This is a genomic window from Anaeromyxobacter terrae, from assembly GCF_022690685.1.
Lineage (GTDB): Bacteria > Myxococcota > Myxococcia > Myxococcales > Anaeromyxobacteraceae > Anaeromyxobacter > Anaeromyxobacter terrae.
The window spans coordinates 46264-62237 of record NZ_JALCYY010000015.1 but is presented as its reverse complement, the minus strand read 5'-3'; the positions used below and the strand labels follow the sequence as shown (position 1 = coordinate 62237).

Below are 15974 nucleotides of genomic sequence, written 5' to 3'. Positions count from 1 at the left end.
GCTGCTGGCCGTCACTCGACCATGCGCCTATTCCACGCACCGCGATAGGCCCCGCGGCTCGGCATCGCCGATTTGCGGCCCTGGGTCGGGAGAGTGTCGAGAGGGCTAGTGCGTCAGGGGCTGCGTGCCTTCGGAAGGCATGGAGACGTACTGCGTTCCGGACCGGATGAACTCGAGCAGATCGGCGTTGAACCTGTCCGCCAGCGTGGTGGCGATGCCGTGCGGGCCGCCCGGGTAGATCTTCAGCGTCGCTCCCTTCACGAGCTTCGCTGACCGGAGCGCGGAGGCGGCGATCGGGACGATCTGGTCGTCGTCGCCGTGCACGATGAGCGTCGGCACGTCGAACTTCTTCAGGTCCTCCGTGAAGTCCGTCTCGGAGAACTGCTTGATGCAGTCGAGCTCGCCCTTGATGCCGCCCTGCATCCCCTGCAGCCAGAACGCGTCCACGACGCCCTGCGAGAGCTTCACGCCCTTCCGGTTGTAGCCGTAGAACGGCACCGCCAGATCCCTGAAGAACTGCGAGCGGTCCCTGAGCGTGCCGGCGCGGATCTGGTCGAAGGCCTGGATCGGCAGGCCACCGGGGTTGGCCTTCGTCTCGAGCATCAGCGGCGGGACGGCGCCGAGCAGCACGACCTTGGCGACGCGCGCCGTGCCGTGGCGGCCGACGTAGCGGGCAACCTCGCCACCGCCGGTGGAGTGGCCGACCAGGATGACCTCCCGCAGGTCGAGCGCGCCGAGGAGCTCGGCGAGATCGTCCGCGTACGTGTCCATGTCGTTGCCGGTCCACGGCTGGCTCGACCGCCCGTGTCCTCGCCGGTCATGAGCGACGACGCGGTGGCCACGCTCGCCCAGGAAGATCATCTGGGCGTCCCATGCGTCGGCGGTGAGGGGCCAGCCGTGCGAGAAGACCACGGGCTGCCCGGAGCCCCAGTCCTTGTAGAAGATCTCGGTGCCGTCCCTCGTCGTGATCCTGCTCATGGCCTCGGCTCCTGCTGGGGCTCAGCGTCCCCGCGAGTGAAGACGCGCTCCACGACCGAGGAGCGCGCCGGGTGGTGCTGCTTCACGAACGCGAGCGCGACCTCGGCGACCGCCGGGCGATCTCGCGCTGCTCGCGGGGCGAGATGGCGCTCATGTCTCTCCTCCGCTGACGTCCGTGGGGGATGCTGTGCGTTGCTCCGGGCCGTGTCTTGAACCGTCGTGCTGCGACGTGGATCGCGTGCGCCTGGGGAGTCGAGGGGCCCGGGGCTCGTAAATGGGAATTGGCCGGAGCCCTGACGAGCCTTGACGGGGGACCGTCGCCGGATGACTTGCTCGTCCTGCCGCATCGGGCTCGTCCGGTGCCGCCGCCGGTGGGGCCGCCGCATGCAAAGGCAGGGTCGGCAGATCGTCGGGGGCGCGGCGAACGCGGTCGCGCTCCGCCTGCTCGCTCGGCACACCTGCGCCCGCGACGTCCCCCGGCCCGGCGGCCTCGGCGAGCCTGCGTTCGGGCGAGTGACGGCCTTCATCGAGGAGAACGTCGGGCAGCACCTGTCACTCGGCCAGCTCGCCGCCGTCGCCGGAGTCAGCCGGTTCCACTTCGCCCGGCAGTTCCGCCTGAGGACCGGGGAGAGCCCGATGGCGTACGTGCTCCGGTCGCGAGTCGAGCGGGCGAAGCAGCTGCTGGAGGGCGGCGGCACGACGATCGGCGGTGTGGCCGCCGCGCTCGGCTTCGCCGACCAGAGTCACTTCACGCGCACGTTCCGGCGACTCGTGGGCAGCTCGCCGAGCGGCTTCGCGCGCGCGTGCCGGCGGCGCGCCGCGGAGAGCACCTTCTTCGAGGTCGTCGGGGCGCCGGGCGGCGGCCTCCACTCCGCCGGACTCGATCGCTGAACGCGGAGCCGACGCTCGGGGGGGGCTCGGGCACGTCGAATCGTCGCTGGCCGACCCGAGGCTCGCTCCCGGACAGGGAGCCGAAGGTGCTCCCGAAGCGTGGCTCGTGCGCCTACCTCTCCTGCGACATCGCGCTCGCGGGCTGCTGCTGCTTCGCGACCGCCTGCTCGAGCTTCCCGACGCGCTCCTCGGCGAACGCGCGCAGCTGCGGGCTCGCCGCCCGGGTCACCTCGTCCCGGTACATCGCGAGCTCGCCGACGTGGCCGGCGTCGACGGTCTTCCGGAACGCGTCGTCGAACGCGGCGCCCGTCTGCGCCTCGACCCGCGCGAACGTCTGCTGCTGCTCCGCGGTCAGGGTGGCGTCGCCCGAGGCGCCGGCAGCCCGCGCGAGCTCGGCCAGCCGCCGCTTCAGCGCGCCATGGTTCTCGATCATCTTCTCACCCATCGCCTTCACGTCGGGGCTCGCCGCCCGCTCGGAGGCGAGGCGTCCGAGCCGGAGCTCCAGCTCGTTCACGCCGAGGGCCCGCTCGAGGAAGATCCGATCCGTCCGCTCCGCCTGCCGAGGCGCCGACGCCTGCGCCCGTGCGCCGCCCGCGGCCAGCAGCAGCGCGGCGCAGACTCCCGCATGACTCCAGCCCGAGATCCGCATGTGCTCTCCTCGCGAGGACGCGTCCGCGTCCAACCGCCCCGATCGCACCGCTCGCGCGATCGTCACCCTCCACGACGCCCGCGGGCGCGAAGGGTTCCCCCGGGCACCCGGAGGTGATCGTCGACGGCCTCGTTCGTGAGCGCTGCGAGGTCGCCGTCGGTCCCGGCGTCCGCTGGGGCCTGACCGCCGCCCCCGCGGCAGCACGTCCGCCGCCGTGGGTTGCGGCGGCGACGAGCCGGGTCAGGCCGGCCGCCAGAGGAGCCTCATCTCGGCTACGATGTCGCGACGATGAACGTGTGCCGGATCTGCAGCGGAGAGGGCGGAGCTGTCTACCGTGTTCCGGAGGTGATGTTCGGCACGCGGGAGTCGTATGACTACTTCCAGTGCCGGTCCTGCGGGTGCCTGCAGATCGGGCAGATCCCGGAGGATCTGAGCCGCCACTACACGGGTGCGTATTACAGCTTCGCGGCACCGAAGCTTCGCAAGCGGAGCATCCGTCGAGCCCTCGTGGATCGATGGGCTTACGAAGGCCGTGGCGGCCCGATCGGACGCCTCCTGTATGCGCATCACCCGAACGCCGATCTCCGCCGGTTCCGTGACCTTCGAGTCCGGCGCGACGATCCGGTGCTGGATGTCGGGTGCGGCAACGGACAGCGTGTGCTGGATCTCGTCCGAGCGGGGTTCACCCGAGCGGAAGGTATCGACGCCTTCTTGCCGGCGGATGTGGTCGTCGAGGGTCGCGTCATCGCGCACAAGAAGACGCTCGACGCAGTCACCGGCGCGTACAAGCTGATCATGCTCCATCACGTGCTCGAGCACTTGCCCGATCAGCACGGGACCCTGAACGCTGCGCGCGACCGGTTGTCGCCGGAGGGCGTGCTGCTCCTGCGCATCCCGACCGTGTCCTCGGCCGCCTGGGAGCACTACCGGGAGCATTGGATCCAGATAGACGCCCCCCGTCACCTGTACCTGCACAGCGTGGAGAGCCTTCGCGCGCTCGCAGACGCGACCGGGTTCTCTCTGCAGCGCATCGAGTACGACTCCACGGAGTTCCAGTTCTGGGGCTCGGAGCAGGCGAGGCGCGGCATACCGCTCGTTCGCCCCGGCGCCCCCTGGGACGCGCGCGTCCTGCCTGCGCGCGAGCGTGCAGCGCTCGGGCGACGAGTGCGCCGGCTGAACGCGGAAGGCCGCGGAGACCAGCTCGTGGCCGTCCTGACGCTCCGCCCATGAGCGGGCGGCGCTCAGGCGCGGGTGATCACCGCCTCGAGGTACGTGCCGGGCACGGTGAGCGTGCCGTCGCGCGCGACGTTCATCGCCTCGAGCAGCGTCGTGAGGTCGCGCTCCAGCGCCGCCCCGGCGCCGGGAGTCAGGGACAGGAACGCCCGGTGAATCGGTCCGTACCAGGTGCGGAACACCTCGAGCCAGTGCGCCGGCGAGCGATAGCGGAAGAGGAAGTCGCGCCGCTGCGTCCTGATCGCCCGTGCCTCGCCTCCGAACAGCTCGGCGAGACGCGGCTCCGTGCCCCACGCCATCGGGGACCGTAGGCCCGACGGCGGCGGCACGTGGGCGCCGATCGTCTTGAAGACCTCTCCGATGAAGCCGTCGGCGGTCCAGCTCGCGAGCGCGATGCGGCCGCCGTGGCGGCACACCCGCAGCAGCTCGCGAGCGGCGCGCGGCTGGTCGGGCGTGAACATGACGCCGAACGTGGAGAGCACGACGTCGAACGCGCCGTCCGCGAACGGCAACGCCTCGGCGTCGCCATCCCGCAGCTCGAGCGCGAGCCCGTCGGCGGCGGCACGGGCGCGCGCCCGGTCGAGCAGCGACGGCACGTAGTCGACGCCGGTCACGAGCGCGAAGCGGCGGGCCGCCGCCAGGGCGGCGTTGCCGTTGCCGCACGCGACGTCGAGCACGCGCTCGCCTGCGGAGAGGTCCGCCGTCTCGCAGAGCGTCTCGCCGACGATCTGCAGCGTCGTGCCGATCACGGAGTAGTCGCCGGTGCCCCAGGTGGTCTGCTGCTTGGTCTTGATGGTTGCGAGATCGAGCTGGGCCGGTGTAGCGGCGATGGGCTCGGGCGCGAGCGTGGCGGTGTCGAGGCTGCTCATGGTCGTTCCCCTTCGGGTTGGGTGGCGTGATCGCCGCGTCGAATGTAGGAGAGTGCTGCCGGCCGGGACCTGCTCGACGCGCCGTCTTCGTTGCCCTGCCGTCCGTGCGCTGGTGGCGGTTGCCCGGGAGTCCGCCAGCCTTGCCCGGCCGTCCGGGACCGGAGGTCCGATGAGCGCCGATCCGCTTGCCGACGTGCTCGCCTCGGTCCGGCTCACCGGCTCCGTCTTCTTCCGCATGGAGTGCGCCGCGCCCTGGGTGGCCGAGGCGCCGCCCTCCAGCGTCATCGCCGGCCAGGTGATGCCCGGCGTGGACCATGTCATCGAGTTCCATGCGGTCACGCGGGGCCGTTGCCTGGGTGGCATCCTCGGCGAGCCGCCGCTCGCGCTCGAGGCCGGCGACGTCATCTGCTTCCCGCATGGCGATCCTCATGTCCTCGCGAGCGCTCCCGGCCTGCGGGCCGCGCCCCCCGATCTCGCCGCCTACGCGAGGACCGCCGATTCGGCGTTGCCGTTCCGGGTGAAGTGGGGAACCGGGCCGGCGGACGTGGAGCTGGTGTGCGGATTCCTCGGATGCGACGCGCGGCCCTTCAACCCGCTCCTCGCCGCGCTCCCGCGCGTGCTGCGGGCGAGCGACCGCGACGGCCCGCGTCGCGGCTGGCTGTCCCGGTTCGTCGAGGTGGCCGAGGCGGAGTCGCGAACCCCGGGACTCGGGGGCGAGAGCGTGCTGAGCCGGGTCTCGGAGCTCATGTTCGTCGAGCTGGTGCGTCGCCACGTGGAGGGCCTCGCGCCGAACCGCTCCGGATGGCTCGCCGGCCTGTGCGACCCGCACGTCGGGCGGGCCCTGGCGGCGCTGCACGCGAGCCCGGGTGATCCCTGGACCGTGGAGCAGCTCGCGCGGGCGGCCGGCCTCGCCCGCTCGTCGCTGGCGGAGCGCTTCGCCGCGCTCATCGGCGAGCCGCCCATGCAGTACCTGACGCGCTGGCGGATGCAGGTGGCCGCGGGCCTGATCGCGACGAGCCACGACGGCGTGGCGGGGATCGCGGCGCGGGTCGGCTATGCCTCGGAGGCCGCTTTCAACCGCGCGTTCAAGAAGCTCGTGGGGGTGCCGCCTGCGAGGTGGCGGAGGCGACGCGCTGCGGAGCGCCAACCGGCCCCGGCCGCCCGAGTGGTGACCCCTGGCCCTCAGGCTGCAGCCAGCCCCATAGGAACCTAGGGTGAAGGGCCGGGGGACTTCGCTGGCAGGGAGGGTTGCATGAGTCGCGGGAGCATCAGTCCGCAGGCTGCGCGGACGAGAGCCAGAGGCGCGTGAAGGCCGCCGTCGCGAGCGCCGCGCGCCGTCGTATCTCGCCGTCCGGGGGCGTGGCGACCGCACCGAGCATGAGGCGTGTCGGAAGCTCGCCCATGAGCAACGCCATGAAGCTTCCCGCGGCGCGCTGCACGTCCGGGACCGGCAGAGCCCCTCGGTCCGCCGCCAGGGTGATCCAGCCCGTGAGCGCGGATGAGACCGTGCCGCGCCCTTGCGCGTCGAGCTGACGCCCCAGCTCCGGGAGTCGAGTGACCTCTCCGATGACCAGCCGATACACCGCGACCGTCGTCGGGGCGGTGAGCAGCGTCAGGAACTCGCGCCCGAAGCGCTCGAGCGTCTCGAGCGCGGACGCGCGGTCCGACGGCGGCGGCAGATCGAGGGCGCGCCGCATCAGCGAGGCACGCTCTCGCACCAGCTCCGTGAAGAGCACTTCCTTGCTCCCGAAGAGCCGGTAGATCTCGCGCTTCGACACCTGGGCGCGGCGCGCGATCTCGTCGGTCGTCGCCCCCGACACGCCGTGCTCCACGAACGCCTCGAAGGCGGCGCGGCGGATCGCTGCCGCACGCGGATCCTGCGCCTCCACGGCGCCCGGCGGCGCGTCTGCCGTGGAGCGGGGCACCGCTCGCGCGGGGGAGGGCTTCCGGGAGACGGCTCGACCCTTGACTTTGGTACCCATCAGTACCATCCTCCCTGTCGCCGTTGGTACGGTTCGGTACCAGCCAGGGTACGCAGCCCGACTGCGCCCGTCAAACGGCGGCAGTCACCCAGGAGGAGGACGTATGAAGGTTCTCGCCTTGAACGGCTCGCCTCGGAAGCGCGTGAGCGCCACGTTCCGCATCCTGGAGGCGTTGCTGGCCGGCATGGAGGACGCGGGCGCGGACACGAGGCTCGTGCACCTCGCGGCGCTCGATCTCCGGCCGTGCGTCGGCTGCTACACGTGCTGGGTAGCCACGCCCGGTGCGTGCATCCATCGCGACCGCGACGGGATGGCCGGCATCATGGACGACTGGCGCGCGGCGGACGTCGTGGTGTTCGGCACCCCGCTGTACCACTTCTCGATGACGGGGCTCATGAAGACGTTCCTCGACCGCCTCTTGCCGGAGAGCGAGCCGTGGCTCGTCCCTGATCCGCGAGCGCCCGCGCAGACCACGCACCCCAGGCGTCATGATGGGCCCGCGCGAGCGATGCTCGTGTCGCCCTGCGGCTTCCCGGACACGGATCAGTTCGCGCCAATGGTCCACACGTTCCGGTACATCGCCGAACGCCACCACTGGACGTGGATGGGCGAGCTGCTCCGACCCGGCGCCGAGCCGCTCTCGCGCACGGCGCTGGCGCCGCTGTTCGCGCCGTACCTCGCCGACGTCCGCCGCGCGGGAGCCGCGCTGGTGCGAGAGGGGCGCCTCCCCGACGCGCTGGCGGAGGCCCTCGGGCGCGACCTGTTCCCCGGCGGCCGGATCGCCTTCTACCAGCAGGCGAACCGATTCTGGACCGAGCTCATGGCGCGGCACGGTCGCCCGGCCGGCGCGACGCCGACCGCGCTCGCCGAGGAGGACCTCGACCCAGCCGATGCAGGCCTCTCCTGCAGGACGCTCGTCGCGGGGATGACCACCACGTTCGCCTCCGCCGCCGCCGGAGACCTCGACGCTCGGATCGAGTTCCGCATCGGCGGAGCGGAGCCGGGCACCTACCACCTCGCCGTGGAGAACGGCACCTGCCGGTTCGAGGAGGGGCCGGCGTCGACTCCGACGCTCACCATCGAGGCCGAGTCCGAGGTGTGGACCGCGATCGCCACCGGGCGCCGGGATGGCCGTCGAGCGCTCGAGGAGGGGGCCTACCGTGCCCGCGGTGACATCGGGCTCCTCGTCCGGATGAACGAGCTCTTCGGGAGCGCGAGGCCGTGATGACACGACCGGTCAGCATGCGGCAGCTGGTGGAAGGAATGGCGCTCGGGTTCGATGCGTCGCTGGGCTCGGATCCCGCGGTGGTGGAGCTCACCTTCGTCGGAGAGGAGCGCGGCACGTACCAGCTGATCATCGCCGACGGCCATTGCCGGTTCGAGCGAGGTCCCCTCGAGCCGCCGACGCTCAGGGTCGAGACGGAGGCCGCGGTCTGGCGCGCAGTGGCCGAGAACCTTCTCGACCCGACGACCGCGATCCTGGACGGTCGGATGAAGGTGAGCGGCGACCTGGGACTGTTCCAGCGCCTCCCGCGGCTTTTCCGAAAGGTGAAGCCCGAGGAGCTCCGCGCCCCCGCAGCACAGCGGCCGCCTGGTCCCCTACGGCTGCCCGCCATGGCGTGGCTCCTCGTCGCATTGCTTCCTTGGAAGGCGGTCTGGATGCTGACCGCCGCCTGGGGCAGCGGAAGGGCCGTCCTGACCGGGTTCGTGATCGCCGTGGTGATCTGGGGCTCGCGCGAGGCGAGGGGCGGAGCGACGTTCGGCGAGCGTTCCACGGCGCTCGTCTTCGCTGCAGCTGGCGCGGGCGTCGCCGCGGGAGCAGCGCCACCGCCCGGCCTCGTCGGTGCGAGCTTCCTGGCGCTGGCGGCCATCTGGGCCGCCTCGGTCCTGCACGCGCGGTACCCGCTGACCGCGGAGTACTCGCGCTGGAACTACGTGCCGCGCCTCTGGAGCACGGGGCTGTTCCGCCACCCGAACGTCCTCCTGACGCTGCTCTGGAGCGGCATCTTCGTCGCGCTCGGGGTCCTCGAGGCGGCGGGAGCGCGTGGCTGGATCGCGCAGCGGGCGGCAGGCGGCGCCAGCGTCGCGCTCTGCGTCGCGGGCGCGCTGTTCACCCGACGGCACGAGCGGGGAGCCCGGCTACGCCGCATCGACGATCTCGATGAGAGCCTGGCGTGCTTCCAGCGCATCGCGCGCCTCCTCCTCGGCATCGCCGCGGCCGGCTTCCTCCTCGTGGGACATCCTCGTCCTCCGTCGGGGTGGCTGCTGATCCCTGCGGCGCTCGCTCTCGCGGCCCTCTGGCGACGCCCGCGGCCGCAACCTGGGGACGGGGGGCCCTCCGTCCCCACGAACGCCGCGGCGGCGAACGTGCTCTCTCGCTGAGCGACGGACCTCGAGGCGTCGCCGCAGGCCGGCAGGATCAGCGCGCCCCTACCCATCGCGCGCCGCACTTCGGGCAGACATAGGTCGTCATGTTGCCGATGGACTGCTCGACGACGCCTTCGGTGCCGCACTTCGGGCACTTGTTCGTCGGCAGGGTGGGCGCGGGAACGTGGATGGGCATGGCGTCCACTCTAACCCGGGCCGCGCGCGCGGCGCCGCCGTCGAACTTGCGAGCTCCCGCTCGCTGGAGCTCAATGCGCCGGTGGCGCGCCGAGCGTGGGCGACCGGAAGTCCTGGCCCAGGATTGCGTGGGCCGCGAAGGTCCGCAAGGCCTCGCGTACGAACGAGAGGTGCTGCTCCTCTTCGCGCAGTCGCTTCTCGAACTCGTCCCTGGTGTCGCGATCGCCCGCGTCGTCGGCGAGCGCGACGAGCAGGTCCCACCCCGCCGCGTCGAGGTGCTCCGCCGCGAGCAACGCATGGAACAGGTGGGGGAGCTCGGCGTCCTTCATGATCACGGCGTCGATGCCCCGCGACTCTCGCGTGCTCAGCTTCGCCATCTCCGTCATGCGCTCCGGGTCGCCGCCGAGCTTCCGGATGTACTCCTCGAGCCAGCGTGCGTGTGCCTTCTCCTGATCGCGGCATGCCTCCACGTCCCGCAGGATCGCAGCGGTGAACCTCTCCTCGGGATCGCTCTCGGCGGCAGCACCGCCCTGCTCTCGCTCGATGTCCTTGCGCAGAGCCCGCAACGCATCTGGGTCACGGAAGCCGCTCAAGCCGTACGTGGTGTAGTCACCGGCGTCCGAAGCCGCGGCGTTCCAGCCGAGCATCCGGCGCATGCGCTCCAGGACCTTCTCGTACAGCTTCACGCTCGTACGCTCGAAGCAGAGGCGCTCCGCGAGTACGTCCATCACCTTTTCCCTGTTCTTGTCGACGAGCCTATTCATACGGACTCCGGCTCCAGCGAGAGATTGCGGAATCAGGTCGGCGCCGCCACGGCGCTCCCGACTTCAGCCTCCGCAGCCACGGTGGCCGACGCGGCCACACCGTCGCCGCAGATGTACGGTGGCGTCCTCGGCGGCTCTTCTCGGCGTCTCTGGCCGCGTGGGGCGTAAGAACCGGTTGAATCCCCATTCCGCACCGACTCGGACGCGCTACCTCGTCCTGCGGCGTCCGCGGCGGCCATGGCGGGTCACGAGTCCGCCGCCGTGGAACGACGCCGCCGCTCGCACCTCGACCGGATGCCGTGCGGCCGTGAGGAAGGTCAGGCGCCCGCGTCCGGACGTCGCGCCGGCTGCGTAGCGTTGCCGCTCCGCGGTGGTCATGTTCTCGCCGCCTGGTCGGCTCGCCGCACGTGGCCGCTGGGCGGAACCCGGCGGCGGAGGTGGCGCGTGGCGAAGACGATGCGAGCAGTCGAGGTCACCAGGCCCGGCTCGGGCTTTGCGCTCGTGGAGCGTCCGGTGCCCGAGGCGGCAGCGGGACGTGTCCGCATCGCGGTCGAGGCCTGCGGCATCTGCCACTCGGACGCGTTCGTGACGGACGGCACCTACCCAGGCCTGACCTACCCGCGCGTCCCTGGCCACGAGGTGGTCGGCCGCATCGACGCCGTCGGCGCGGGCGTGGTCGCCTGGCGCCCCGGGCAGCGTGTCGGCGTGGGCTGGCACGGGGGGCACTGCGGCGTGTGCGAGGCGTGCCGCTCGGGCGACTTCATCGAGTGCGAACGTGGCCTCGTCTGCGGCTTCAGCTACGACGGCGGGTACGCGGAGTACATGGTCGCGCCGCAGGAGGCGCTCGCCGCCATCCCGGACGCGCTCGACTCGGTCGCCGCCGCTCCGCTGCTCTGTGCCGGCGTCACCACGTTCAACTCGCTGCGCAACAGCGGCGCCCGGGCCGGCGACCTGGTGGCGGTGCAGGGTATCGGGGGCCTCGGCCACCTCGGCCTCCAGTACGCCCGGAAGCTCGGCTTCCGGACCGTCGCGCTCTCGCGCGGTGCGGAGAAGCGCGCGCTCGCGCTGGAGCTCGGCGCGCACGAGTACGTCGACCAGGAGACCGGCGACGCGGCGGCCGCGCTGCAGAAGCTGGGCGGCGCCCGCGTCATCCTCGCCACGGCGCCGAACGCGCAGCTCATGTCGGCGCTGATGGGCGGCCTGGGACGCAACGGGACGCTTCTCGTCCTCGGCGCGTCGGCCGATCCGATCCAGGTCTCGCCGTTCCCGCTCATCGGAGGGCGGCGCCGGGTGCAGGGTTGGCCGAGCGGCACGGCGAAGGACTCCGAGGAGACGCTGGCCTTCAGCGCGCTCAATGCGGTCGCCTCGCGGAACGAAGCATTCCCGCTCAGCCAGGTGAACGACGCCTTCGAGCGGATGATCACGAACCGGGCGCGGTTCCGGGTCGTGCTGCAGGTCCGGCCGTAGCGCTCACCGGCGACCAGGCCTCGGGCGGCCCGTGCCTGGCGAGCCTGACCGCCCTGCGGCCCCCGGCATGGGTGGCCGACTGCTCCCGGCTCCGTTCGCACCTCTCGGCGTCGAGCGCGCACCTGACGCGATGACGAACGGCGGGATGCGTGCCTGGCAGGTGCGCCGCGAGGCGGCGGTTGCGCCCTGCTCTACGAACGTCGAGCTTGAAGGAGGAACTCATCCGATACGGAGGAACCGTTGACTACGACAGCGCGCGTCACGCTCGCTCGCACCACCTACGAACACGCGCTCGCGGCTGCCCGGCGAGACTGCACTCCTTCACGGTGGCGGCGGCTCGTCAGGGCGTGGTGGAACCTGAAGGACGCGCTGGGTCGCGCAGGTCTCGACGCGACCGCCGCGCGGCGCGAGCCCGCCGTCGCGGGGAGGGCTCCCCGGGGGCTCGCGCCGTGACGGCCAAGGTACTCGTCGTGGAGGACGACCCCGATCTGCGGGAGAGCGTGGTCGAGCTCCTGGCGCTCGAGGGGTTCTCGACCGAGCAGGCGGAGAACGGGTGCGCGGCGCTGCGCCTGCTCCGGCGTGAGCCTGCCGTTCCAGACCTGATACTGCTCGACTTGATGATGCCCGTGATGAACGGGTGGAACTTTCGAGAGGCGCAGCTTGCAGATCCAGCGCTCGCGCCGATCCCGGTGGTCGTCATGTCTGCGCAGGACTGCGGCGACGTCGAAGCGCACGCGAAGCTCCAGAAGCCCTTCGAGGTCGCGGACCTTCTCCGTGCCATCTCGCAGGCCTCGCCGGCCGAGCCTTGACGGTTCTCGTCGCCCGCCTCGGTGGTCACACCCCGCTGCCGGTGAGGGCGTGCGGACCGCCACGCTCGCTTTCGGCAGCGCTCAAAACACCAGCGCGATGCCGCCCGGCGCGGGCTGCAGATCCAGGCCGCGGCGTCGGCGCGGGCCCGACCTGCGATGGAAGAACCAGGGGACCGCGAACCCGACCGCGCTCCCGACGGCCGCGCCCGCGACGACGTCGGTGAGCCAGTGCGCGTCGCCGGCCATCCGGAGGTAGCCCACCCCGGTCGCCAGCGTGAGCCCGGCGCCCCACGCCCAAGGCGCCCACGATCTGCCCCGGATGGTCGCGACCGTCGCGGTCGCCGTCGCGAGCGAGAACGCGAACGAGGTGTGGCCCGAGTAGAAGCTGCGATCGCGCGACCCCGGCATGAACGCGGAGCCGCCGGCCGGGCGTGGCCGTGCGAAGCCGTCCTTCGCGGCGTTCGCGAGGTCCGACGCGATCGCGACGGATTCCGCGACGACGAGCATGTCCTCGAAGAACGTCTGCCGCATCCCGTCCTGCGCCGCGCCGAGCGCGGAGAGCGTGACCGCGCCCACGGACAGCACGCCGCTGTCGATCACGTCGGAGATGTGTCGGGCGCGGAGCGCGGCGCCAGCGCCGGGCAGCCGGATCGCATCGCGCGCGGCCTCGTCGAGGCGGTTCACGGCGCAGAACCGGCAATGGCTCGGCGAGAGCTGGGGGAGGGCGAGGCCCGCGGCGAGGGCCCCTGCGAGGAGGGTCACCGGGACGTCGACGGCCGGATGGACGGTGAGGTCATCGGCGGAGGGAGCGGCGGGCCAGGCGAGGGCCGCACAGGCGGCGACAGCGACCGTCAGCGAACGCTTCATCCGCGACAATCTTGGGATGCAAACGAGTGGCCGCCACCGCGCTGGGCGGGTCTGACGCACCCGACAGCGGGTCGCCTCGTCGATCGCTCACGCAGGTTCCGAGCTGCGCTATACATCCACGGTGGGACCACGATCATGGCGCTGAAGCCGAGTTCTCAGAGGGTTCAGGATGCGTTGCGAGGCGCTGGCTTCGCCAACACGGTGATCGAGCTGCCCGACTCGGCGCGGACCGCGGCCGAGGCTGCGACGGCGGTCGGCTGCGCCGTCGGGCAGATCGTGAAGTCACTCCTCTTCGAGGCGAAGCCGAGCGGGCGAGCGGTGCTCGTCGCGGCCAGCGGAAGCCACCGCGTCGACGAGCGGGCGGTGTCGGCGGTCATCGGCGAGCGCATCTCGCGCGCGTCGGCTGAGTTCGTGCGCGAGCGCACCGGGTTCGCCATCGGCGGCGTGCCACCCATCGGACACGCGCAGCCGGTGCTGGCGGTGGTGGACGAGGCGCTGCTCGCGTATGAGCGCATCTGGGCGGCGGCCGGTCACCCGCACGCCGTCTTCGAGCTGACCCCCGCCGAGCTCGTGCGGATGACGGGCGGGACGGTCGCGCGCATCGCGGCATCGGCGCCGCCGTGACCCTCGCGGGCCGTTTCGCGCCCAGCGCGCCGCCTCCTCGCAGGTCTTGGACCGAGATCGTTCGTCGATCGGCTACGCTCCCCGCGGCACCGGCCACCGCGCCCGCGCCGAACTCCTGAACGAGAGGGAAGTCATGACGGTTCTCGTCGTCCGCCTCGGCAGTCCCCGCCCCGCCGGAGAGGGCTTACGGATCGGCACCGTGCGCCGCCCGCCGCGTGGCGTTCCGGCGACGCGCTTTGCCTCGGACGACTGGTATGACGTCTGGTATCCGAACCTCGCGCCGAGCGTCGGGACGATGAAGCTCGGAAGAGCGGCGCGGACCGAGCGGGACTGGGCGGCGTTCGCGAAGAAGTTTCGCGCCGAGATGGCAGAGCCAGCGGCGAGCCGCACGCTCGACCTGCTCGCTGCGCTCTCGCACACCGCGGACTTCTCGGTGGGGTGCTACTGCGAGGACGAGGCGCGCTGCCACCGGTCGGTGCTGCGGGAGCTGCTCGTCGCGCGCGGGGCGAGGATGGGGTGAGCGTGTGGACGCGCCCCGAGCGGCAGGGGGAGGCTGCGATGGCAGCGGTGCGTCTCCGGAGCTCGACCCGGAGACGCATCGACGTCCGCGGCTTCAGTGCACCGACGGAAGCGGGGGGAGGTACGCGTACGGGCGCGCGTCCAGCCACTGCCACGTGCTCCCGCTCTTCTTCGCGAGCACCACGAGGTGCAGCTTCATCGTCCCCGTCGAGCCGTCCGGCATCCTGAAGTTCTGGAGCTCGTGGTCGAGGTCCATGAACGCGAGCTCGTCTCCCAGGCGCCGCACGGAGGAGATCGTGAACCTCGACGTCGTGCCCGCGAGGATGGTCTCGCAGTCGTGGCGGTACGCGGCCTCGACGCCGGAGCGGCCCTTTCCGACTTCTCCGATGGGGGTGATGAGGGTGCCGTCCTCGGCCCAGAACGCCGCCACCTGCTTCGTGTCGAACCGGTTGAACGCTTCGTTGAACTTCCGGAACGCAGTCTCGAGAGAGGGCTCCGCCTTGTAGTCCTTCGTCCCGACGTCTTGCATCGTCTCCATGAGCACACCTCCGGCCTGAGTCCTGCCGGTGGCGACGCGCGCGCCCGCGCGCAAAGGCCAGGCGGGGACGCCGGTTCGGGTGGTCCATCCGGCCGGCTGGCCGGCACATCAGCTCCCGTCCAAGGAGCGCGGGCGCCGGCCGGTTTCCCGGGATCCACGCCTGGCGCGCTGCCCGGCATGATGGAGCGCGCGTGCCGGGGTTCGTGCTCGGTGCGCCTCCCAGCATGGGACCGCTCAGCGTGCTACGGTCTTCGCATGCGAGCGAACCGGCGAGCCCGTGCAGGCGCGACCTTCCACGGAGGATCCCTTGGAAGGTGAGACCTGCAGGATGTGTGGTGGAGACGGCCGCGTCGGCAACGTGTTCGGCGGCAGCACCGCCACCTGCCCCAGCTGCCACGGGTCCGGGCGACGCGCCGAGGCATCATCCGGCTTCCACGACGTCACCAAGACGAAGCCCTCGCATCATCGCCCGGCGCCCGCGGTGTCCACGGGGCCAAAGGTGCCCGCCACGTCGGAGGGCGTGCAGCTCGCGCAGGAGGTGAACGCCTCCACGGTGCTGGCCGCGGACGCGAAGACGCGCCTGATCGCGGAGATCGTGAACCACGAGAGCACGCACGGACGGTGCACCAAGACCTTCATCAAGAAGGTTCGCAAGCAGGCCCGGCCGGCGGGGGGATGAGCCCGGGACCGCCCGCGGCGACCCGCTCCCGTTCGCCCTCGGGCCGCGCTCCATGGATCAGCTGCCTTACATCGACGAGCACAGCCAGCAGGTCGACGCCTCCGCCGACGTGGTCTGGACTTCGCTCTTGAAGGTCCTGCGCCGCGAGATGGGCGGCAGCGCGCCGATCGCGCGGATCCTGGGCTGCGACCCCGCGCAGGGCACGGCCGAGTTCGCCGGTCGGCCCGGAGACGCGGTGCCGGGCTTCCGGGTGGTCGAGGCCGATCCCGGCCGGCGGCTCGCCCTGCGCGGGCGCCACCGCTTCTCCGACTACGCGTTGACGTTCGTCCTCGACGGCGACCGCCTGCGCGCGCAGACGCACGCCGCGTTCCCCGGCGTCCTCGGCCGGCTCTACCGTGCCGCGGTCATCGGGAGCGGCGGGCACCGGCTCGCGACCCGGCGCCTGCTGCGGCAGGTCGCCCGCGCGACCTGACGGCGTTCACTCCGCCGCGTCCCTCGTGTCCTGCGCGGGCGGGGGTTCAGTTCTCCGCGGGGCGCCATTGG

Annotated in this window: 19 protein-coding genes; 11 read left to right on the top strand and 8 right to left on the bottom strand. The window is 72.0% G+C overall.

Features of this window, described 5'->3' with window-relative positions:
• Positions 1-105: 105 nt before the first annotated feature.
• The gene (locus tag MNY62_RS09075) at positions 106-978 is read right to left on the bottom strand and encodes an alpha/beta fold hydrolase (RefSeq protein ID WP_242343832.1); all 873 of its coding nucleotides are present in this window, start codon (positions 976-978) and stop codon (positions 106-108) included.
• Between the two features lie 384 nt (positions 979-1362).
• Between MNY62_RS09075 and MNY62_RS09070 the strand changes: the two genes are divergently transcribed.
• Positions 1363-1869 carry a helix-turn-helix domain-containing protein gene (locus MNY62_RS09070; protein ID WP_242343831.1) on the top strand — a complete coding sequence of 169 codons (507 nt, stop codon included), beginning with the start codon at positions 1363-1365 and terminating at the stop codon, positions 1867-1869.
• A gap of 112 nt (positions 1870-1981) precedes the next feature.
• Here the strand turns inward: MNY62_RS09070 and MNY62_RS09065 are convergent, their stop codons facing one another.
• The gene (locus tag MNY62_RS09065) at positions 1982-2518 is read right to left on the bottom strand and encodes a DUF4142 domain-containing protein (RefSeq protein WP_242343830.1); all 537 of its coding nucleotides are present in this window, start codon (positions 2516-2518) and stop codon (positions 1982-1984) included.
• Between the two features lie 288 nt (positions 2519-2806).
• Here MNY62_RS09065 and MNY62_RS09060 point away from each other — a divergent pair, with 288 nt between their 5' ends.
• Positions 2807-3748 (top strand): class I SAM-dependent methyltransferase, encoded by a 942-nt coding sequence (locus MNY62_RS09060; RefSeq protein ID WP_242343829.1) that lies wholly within the window; start codon positions 2807-2809, stop codon positions 3746-3748.
• Between the two features lie 11 nt (positions 3749-3759).
• Here the strand turns inward: MNY62_RS09060 and MNY62_RS09055 are convergent, their stop codons facing one another.
• Positions 3760-4620: a class I SAM-dependent methyltransferase gene (locus MNY62_RS09055; RefSeq protein WP_242343828.1), complete on the bottom strand. Its 861-nt coding sequence runs from the start codon at positions 4618-4620 to the stop codon at positions 3760-3762.
• Positions 4621-4789: 169 nt separating this feature from the next.
• Here MNY62_RS09055 and MNY62_RS09050 point away from each other — a divergent pair, with 169 nt between their 5' ends.
• Complete coding sequence (locus tag MNY62_RS09050; protein ID WP_242343827.1) at positions 4790-5833, top strand: AraC family transcriptional regulator; 1044 nt, start codon at positions 4790-4792, stop codon at positions 5831-5833.
• 55 nt (positions 5834-5888) lie between these two features.
• On the opposite strand, the gene MNY62_RS09045 is transcribed toward MNY62_RS09050, so the two are convergent.
• Positions 5889-6602 carry a TetR/AcrR family transcriptional regulator gene (locus tag MNY62_RS09045; protein WP_242343826.1) on the bottom strand — a complete coding sequence of 238 codons (714 nt, stop codon included), beginning with the start codon at positions 6600-6602 and terminating at the stop codon, positions 5889-5891.
• 103 nt (positions 6603-6705) lie between these two features.
• Between MNY62_RS09045 and MNY62_RS09040 the strand changes: the two genes are divergently transcribed.
• Positions 6706-7827 (top strand): NAD(P)H-dependent oxidoreductase, encoded by a 1122-nt coding sequence (locus tag MNY62_RS09040; RefSeq protein WP_242343825.1) that lies wholly within the window; start codon positions 6706-6708, stop codon positions 7825-7827.
• Positions 7827-8984 carry an SCP2 sterol-binding domain-containing protein gene (locus tag MNY62_RS09035; RefSeq protein WP_242343824.1) on the top strand — a complete coding sequence of 386 codons (1158 nt, stop codon included), beginning with the start codon at positions 7827-7829 and terminating at the stop codon, positions 8982-8984. Before MNY62_RS09040 ends, MNY62_RS09035 begins: the two co-directional genes overlap by 1 nt.
• A gap of 37 nt (positions 8985-9021) precedes the next feature.
• Here the strand turns inward: MNY62_RS09035 and MNY62_RS09030 are convergent, their stop codons facing one another.
• Entirely contained in the window at positions 9022-9165 is a 144-nt protein-coding gene (locus MNY62_RS09030) for a zf-TFIIB domain-containing protein (protein ID WP_242343823.1), read from the bottom strand.
• A 70-nt stretch (positions 9166-9235) separates the two neighbouring features.
• Positions 9236-9820 carry a DUF892 family protein gene (locus MNY62_RS09025; protein ID WP_242343822.1) on the bottom strand — a complete coding sequence of 195 codons (585 nt, stop codon included), beginning with the start codon at positions 9818-9820 and terminating at the stop codon, positions 9236-9238.
• 552 nt (positions 9821-10372) lie between these two features.
• Here MNY62_RS09025 and MNY62_RS09020 point away from each other — a divergent pair.
• Both MNY62_RS09020 and MNY62_RS09015 read left to right on the top strand, forming a co-directional pair.
• Entirely contained in the window at positions 10373-11395 is a 1023-nt protein-coding gene (locus MNY62_RS09020; RefSeq protein WP_242343821.1) for an alcohol dehydrogenase, read from the top strand.
• A 449-nt stretch (positions 11396-11844) separates the two neighbouring features.
• On the top strand, positions 11845-12204 hold the full coding sequence (locus MNY62_RS09015) for a response regulator (RefSeq protein WP_242343820.1): 360 nt from the start codon (positions 11845-11847) through the stop codon (positions 12202-12204).
• An 81-nt stretch (positions 12205-12285) separates the two neighbouring features.
• Here the strand turns inward: MNY62_RS09015 and MNY62_RS09010 are convergent, their stop codons facing one another.
• Positions 12286-13071, bottom strand: a complete 786-nt coding sequence (locus tag MNY62_RS09010; protein WP_242343819.1) for a phosphatase PAP2 family protein — start codon at positions 13069-13071, stop codon at positions 12286-12288.
• A 174-nt stretch (positions 13072-13245) separates the two neighbouring features.
• On the opposite strand from MNY62_RS09010, the gene MNY62_RS09005 reads away from it, so the two are divergent.
• Positions 13246-13695, top strand: coding sequence for a YbaK/EbsC family protein (locus MNY62_RS09005; RefSeq protein WP_242343818.1), 450 nt, complete (start codon positions 13246-13248; stop codon positions 13693-13695).
• A gap of 133 nt (positions 13696-13828) precedes the next feature.
• Positions 13829-14215: a DUF488 domain-containing protein gene (locus MNY62_RS09000; RefSeq protein ID WP_242343817.1), complete on the top strand. Its 387-nt coding sequence runs from the start codon at positions 13829-13831 to the stop codon at positions 14213-14215.
• A 93-nt stretch (positions 14216-14308) separates the two neighbouring features.
• Here the strand turns inward: MNY62_RS09000 and MNY62_RS08995 are convergent, their stop codons facing one another.
• On the bottom strand, positions 14309-14752 hold the full coding sequence (locus tag MNY62_RS08995) for a YybH family protein (protein WP_242343816.1): 444 nt from the start codon (positions 14750-14752) through the stop codon (positions 14309-14311).
• A gap of 307 nt (positions 14753-15059) precedes the next feature.
• Here MNY62_RS08995 and MNY62_RS08990 point away from each other — a divergent pair, with 307 nt between their 5' ends.
• Both MNY62_RS08990 and MNY62_RS08985 read left to right on the top strand, forming a co-directional pair.
• Positions 15060-15431: a molecular chaperone DnaJ gene (locus MNY62_RS08990; RefSeq protein WP_242343815.1), complete on the top strand. Its 372-nt coding sequence runs from the start codon at positions 15060-15062 to the stop codon at positions 15429-15431.
• Between the two features lie 52 nt (positions 15432-15483).
• Complete coding sequence (locus MNY62_RS08985; RefSeq protein ID WP_242343814.1) at positions 15484-15903, top strand: DUF2867 domain-containing protein; 420 nt, start codon at positions 15484-15486, stop codon at positions 15901-15903.
• The last annotated feature ends 71 nt before the right edge of the window (positions 15904-15974 follow it).

Coding starts and splice junctions, on each gene's coding strand:
- MNY62_RS09055 (WP_242343828.1), bottom strand. CDS start 4,620: ATGAGCAGCCTCGACACCGCCACGCTCGCGCCCGAGCCCATCGCCGCT.
- MNY62_RS09025 (WP_242343822.1), bottom strand. CDS start 9,820: ATGCGCCGGATGCTCGGCTGGAACGCCGCGGCTTCGGACGCCGGTGAC.
- MNY62_RS09040 (WP_242343825.1), top strand. CDS start 6,706: ATGAAGGTTCTCGCCTTGAACGGCTCGCCTCGGAAGCGCGTGAGCGCC.
- MNY62_RS09030 (WP_242343823.1), bottom strand. CDS start 9,165: ATGCCCATCCACGTTCCCGCGCCCACCCTGCCGACGAACAAGTGCCCG.
- MNY62_RS08995 (WP_242343816.1), bottom strand. CDS start 14,752: ATGGAGACGATGCAAGACGTCGGGACGAAGGACTACAAGGCGGAGCCC.
- MNY62_RS09000 (WP_242343817.1), top strand. CDS start 13,829: ATGACGGTTCTCGTCGTCCGCCTCGGCAGTCCCCGCCCCGCCGGAGAG.
- MNY62_RS09065 (WP_242343830.1), bottom strand. CDS start 2,518: ATGCGGATCTCGGGCTGGAGTCATGCGGGAGTCTGCGCCGCGCTGCTG.
- MNY62_RS09010 (WP_242343819.1), bottom strand. CDS start 13,071: ATGAAGCGTTCGCTGACGGTCGCTGTCGCCGCCTGTGCGGCCCTCGCC.
- MNY62_RS09045 (WP_242343826.1), bottom strand. CDS start 6,602: ATGGGTACCAAAGTCAAGGGTCGAGCCGTCTCCCGGAAGCCCTCCCCC.
- MNY62_RS09035 (WP_242343824.1), top strand. CDS start 7,827: ATGACACGACCGGTCAGCATGCGGCAGCTGGTGGAAGGAATGGCGCTC.
- MNY62_RS09050 (WP_242343827.1), top strand. CDS start 4,790: ATGAGCGCCGATCCGCTTGCCGACGTGCTCGCCTCGGTCCGGCTCACC.
- MNY62_RS09070 (WP_242343831.1), top strand. CDS start 1,363: ATGCAAAGGCAGGGTCGGCAGATCGTCGGGGGCGCGGCGAACGCGGTC.
- MNY62_RS09075 (WP_242343832.1), bottom strand. CDS start 978: ATGAGCAGGATCACGACGAGGGACGGCACCGAGATCTTCTACAAGGAC.
- MNY62_RS08985 (WP_242343814.1), top strand. CDS start 15,484: ATGGATCAGCTGCCTTACATCGACGAGCACAGCCAGCAGGTCGACGCC.
- MNY62_RS09060 (WP_242343829.1), top strand. CDS start 2,807: ATGAACGTGTGCCGGATCTGCAGCGGAGAGGGCGGAGCTGTCTACCGT.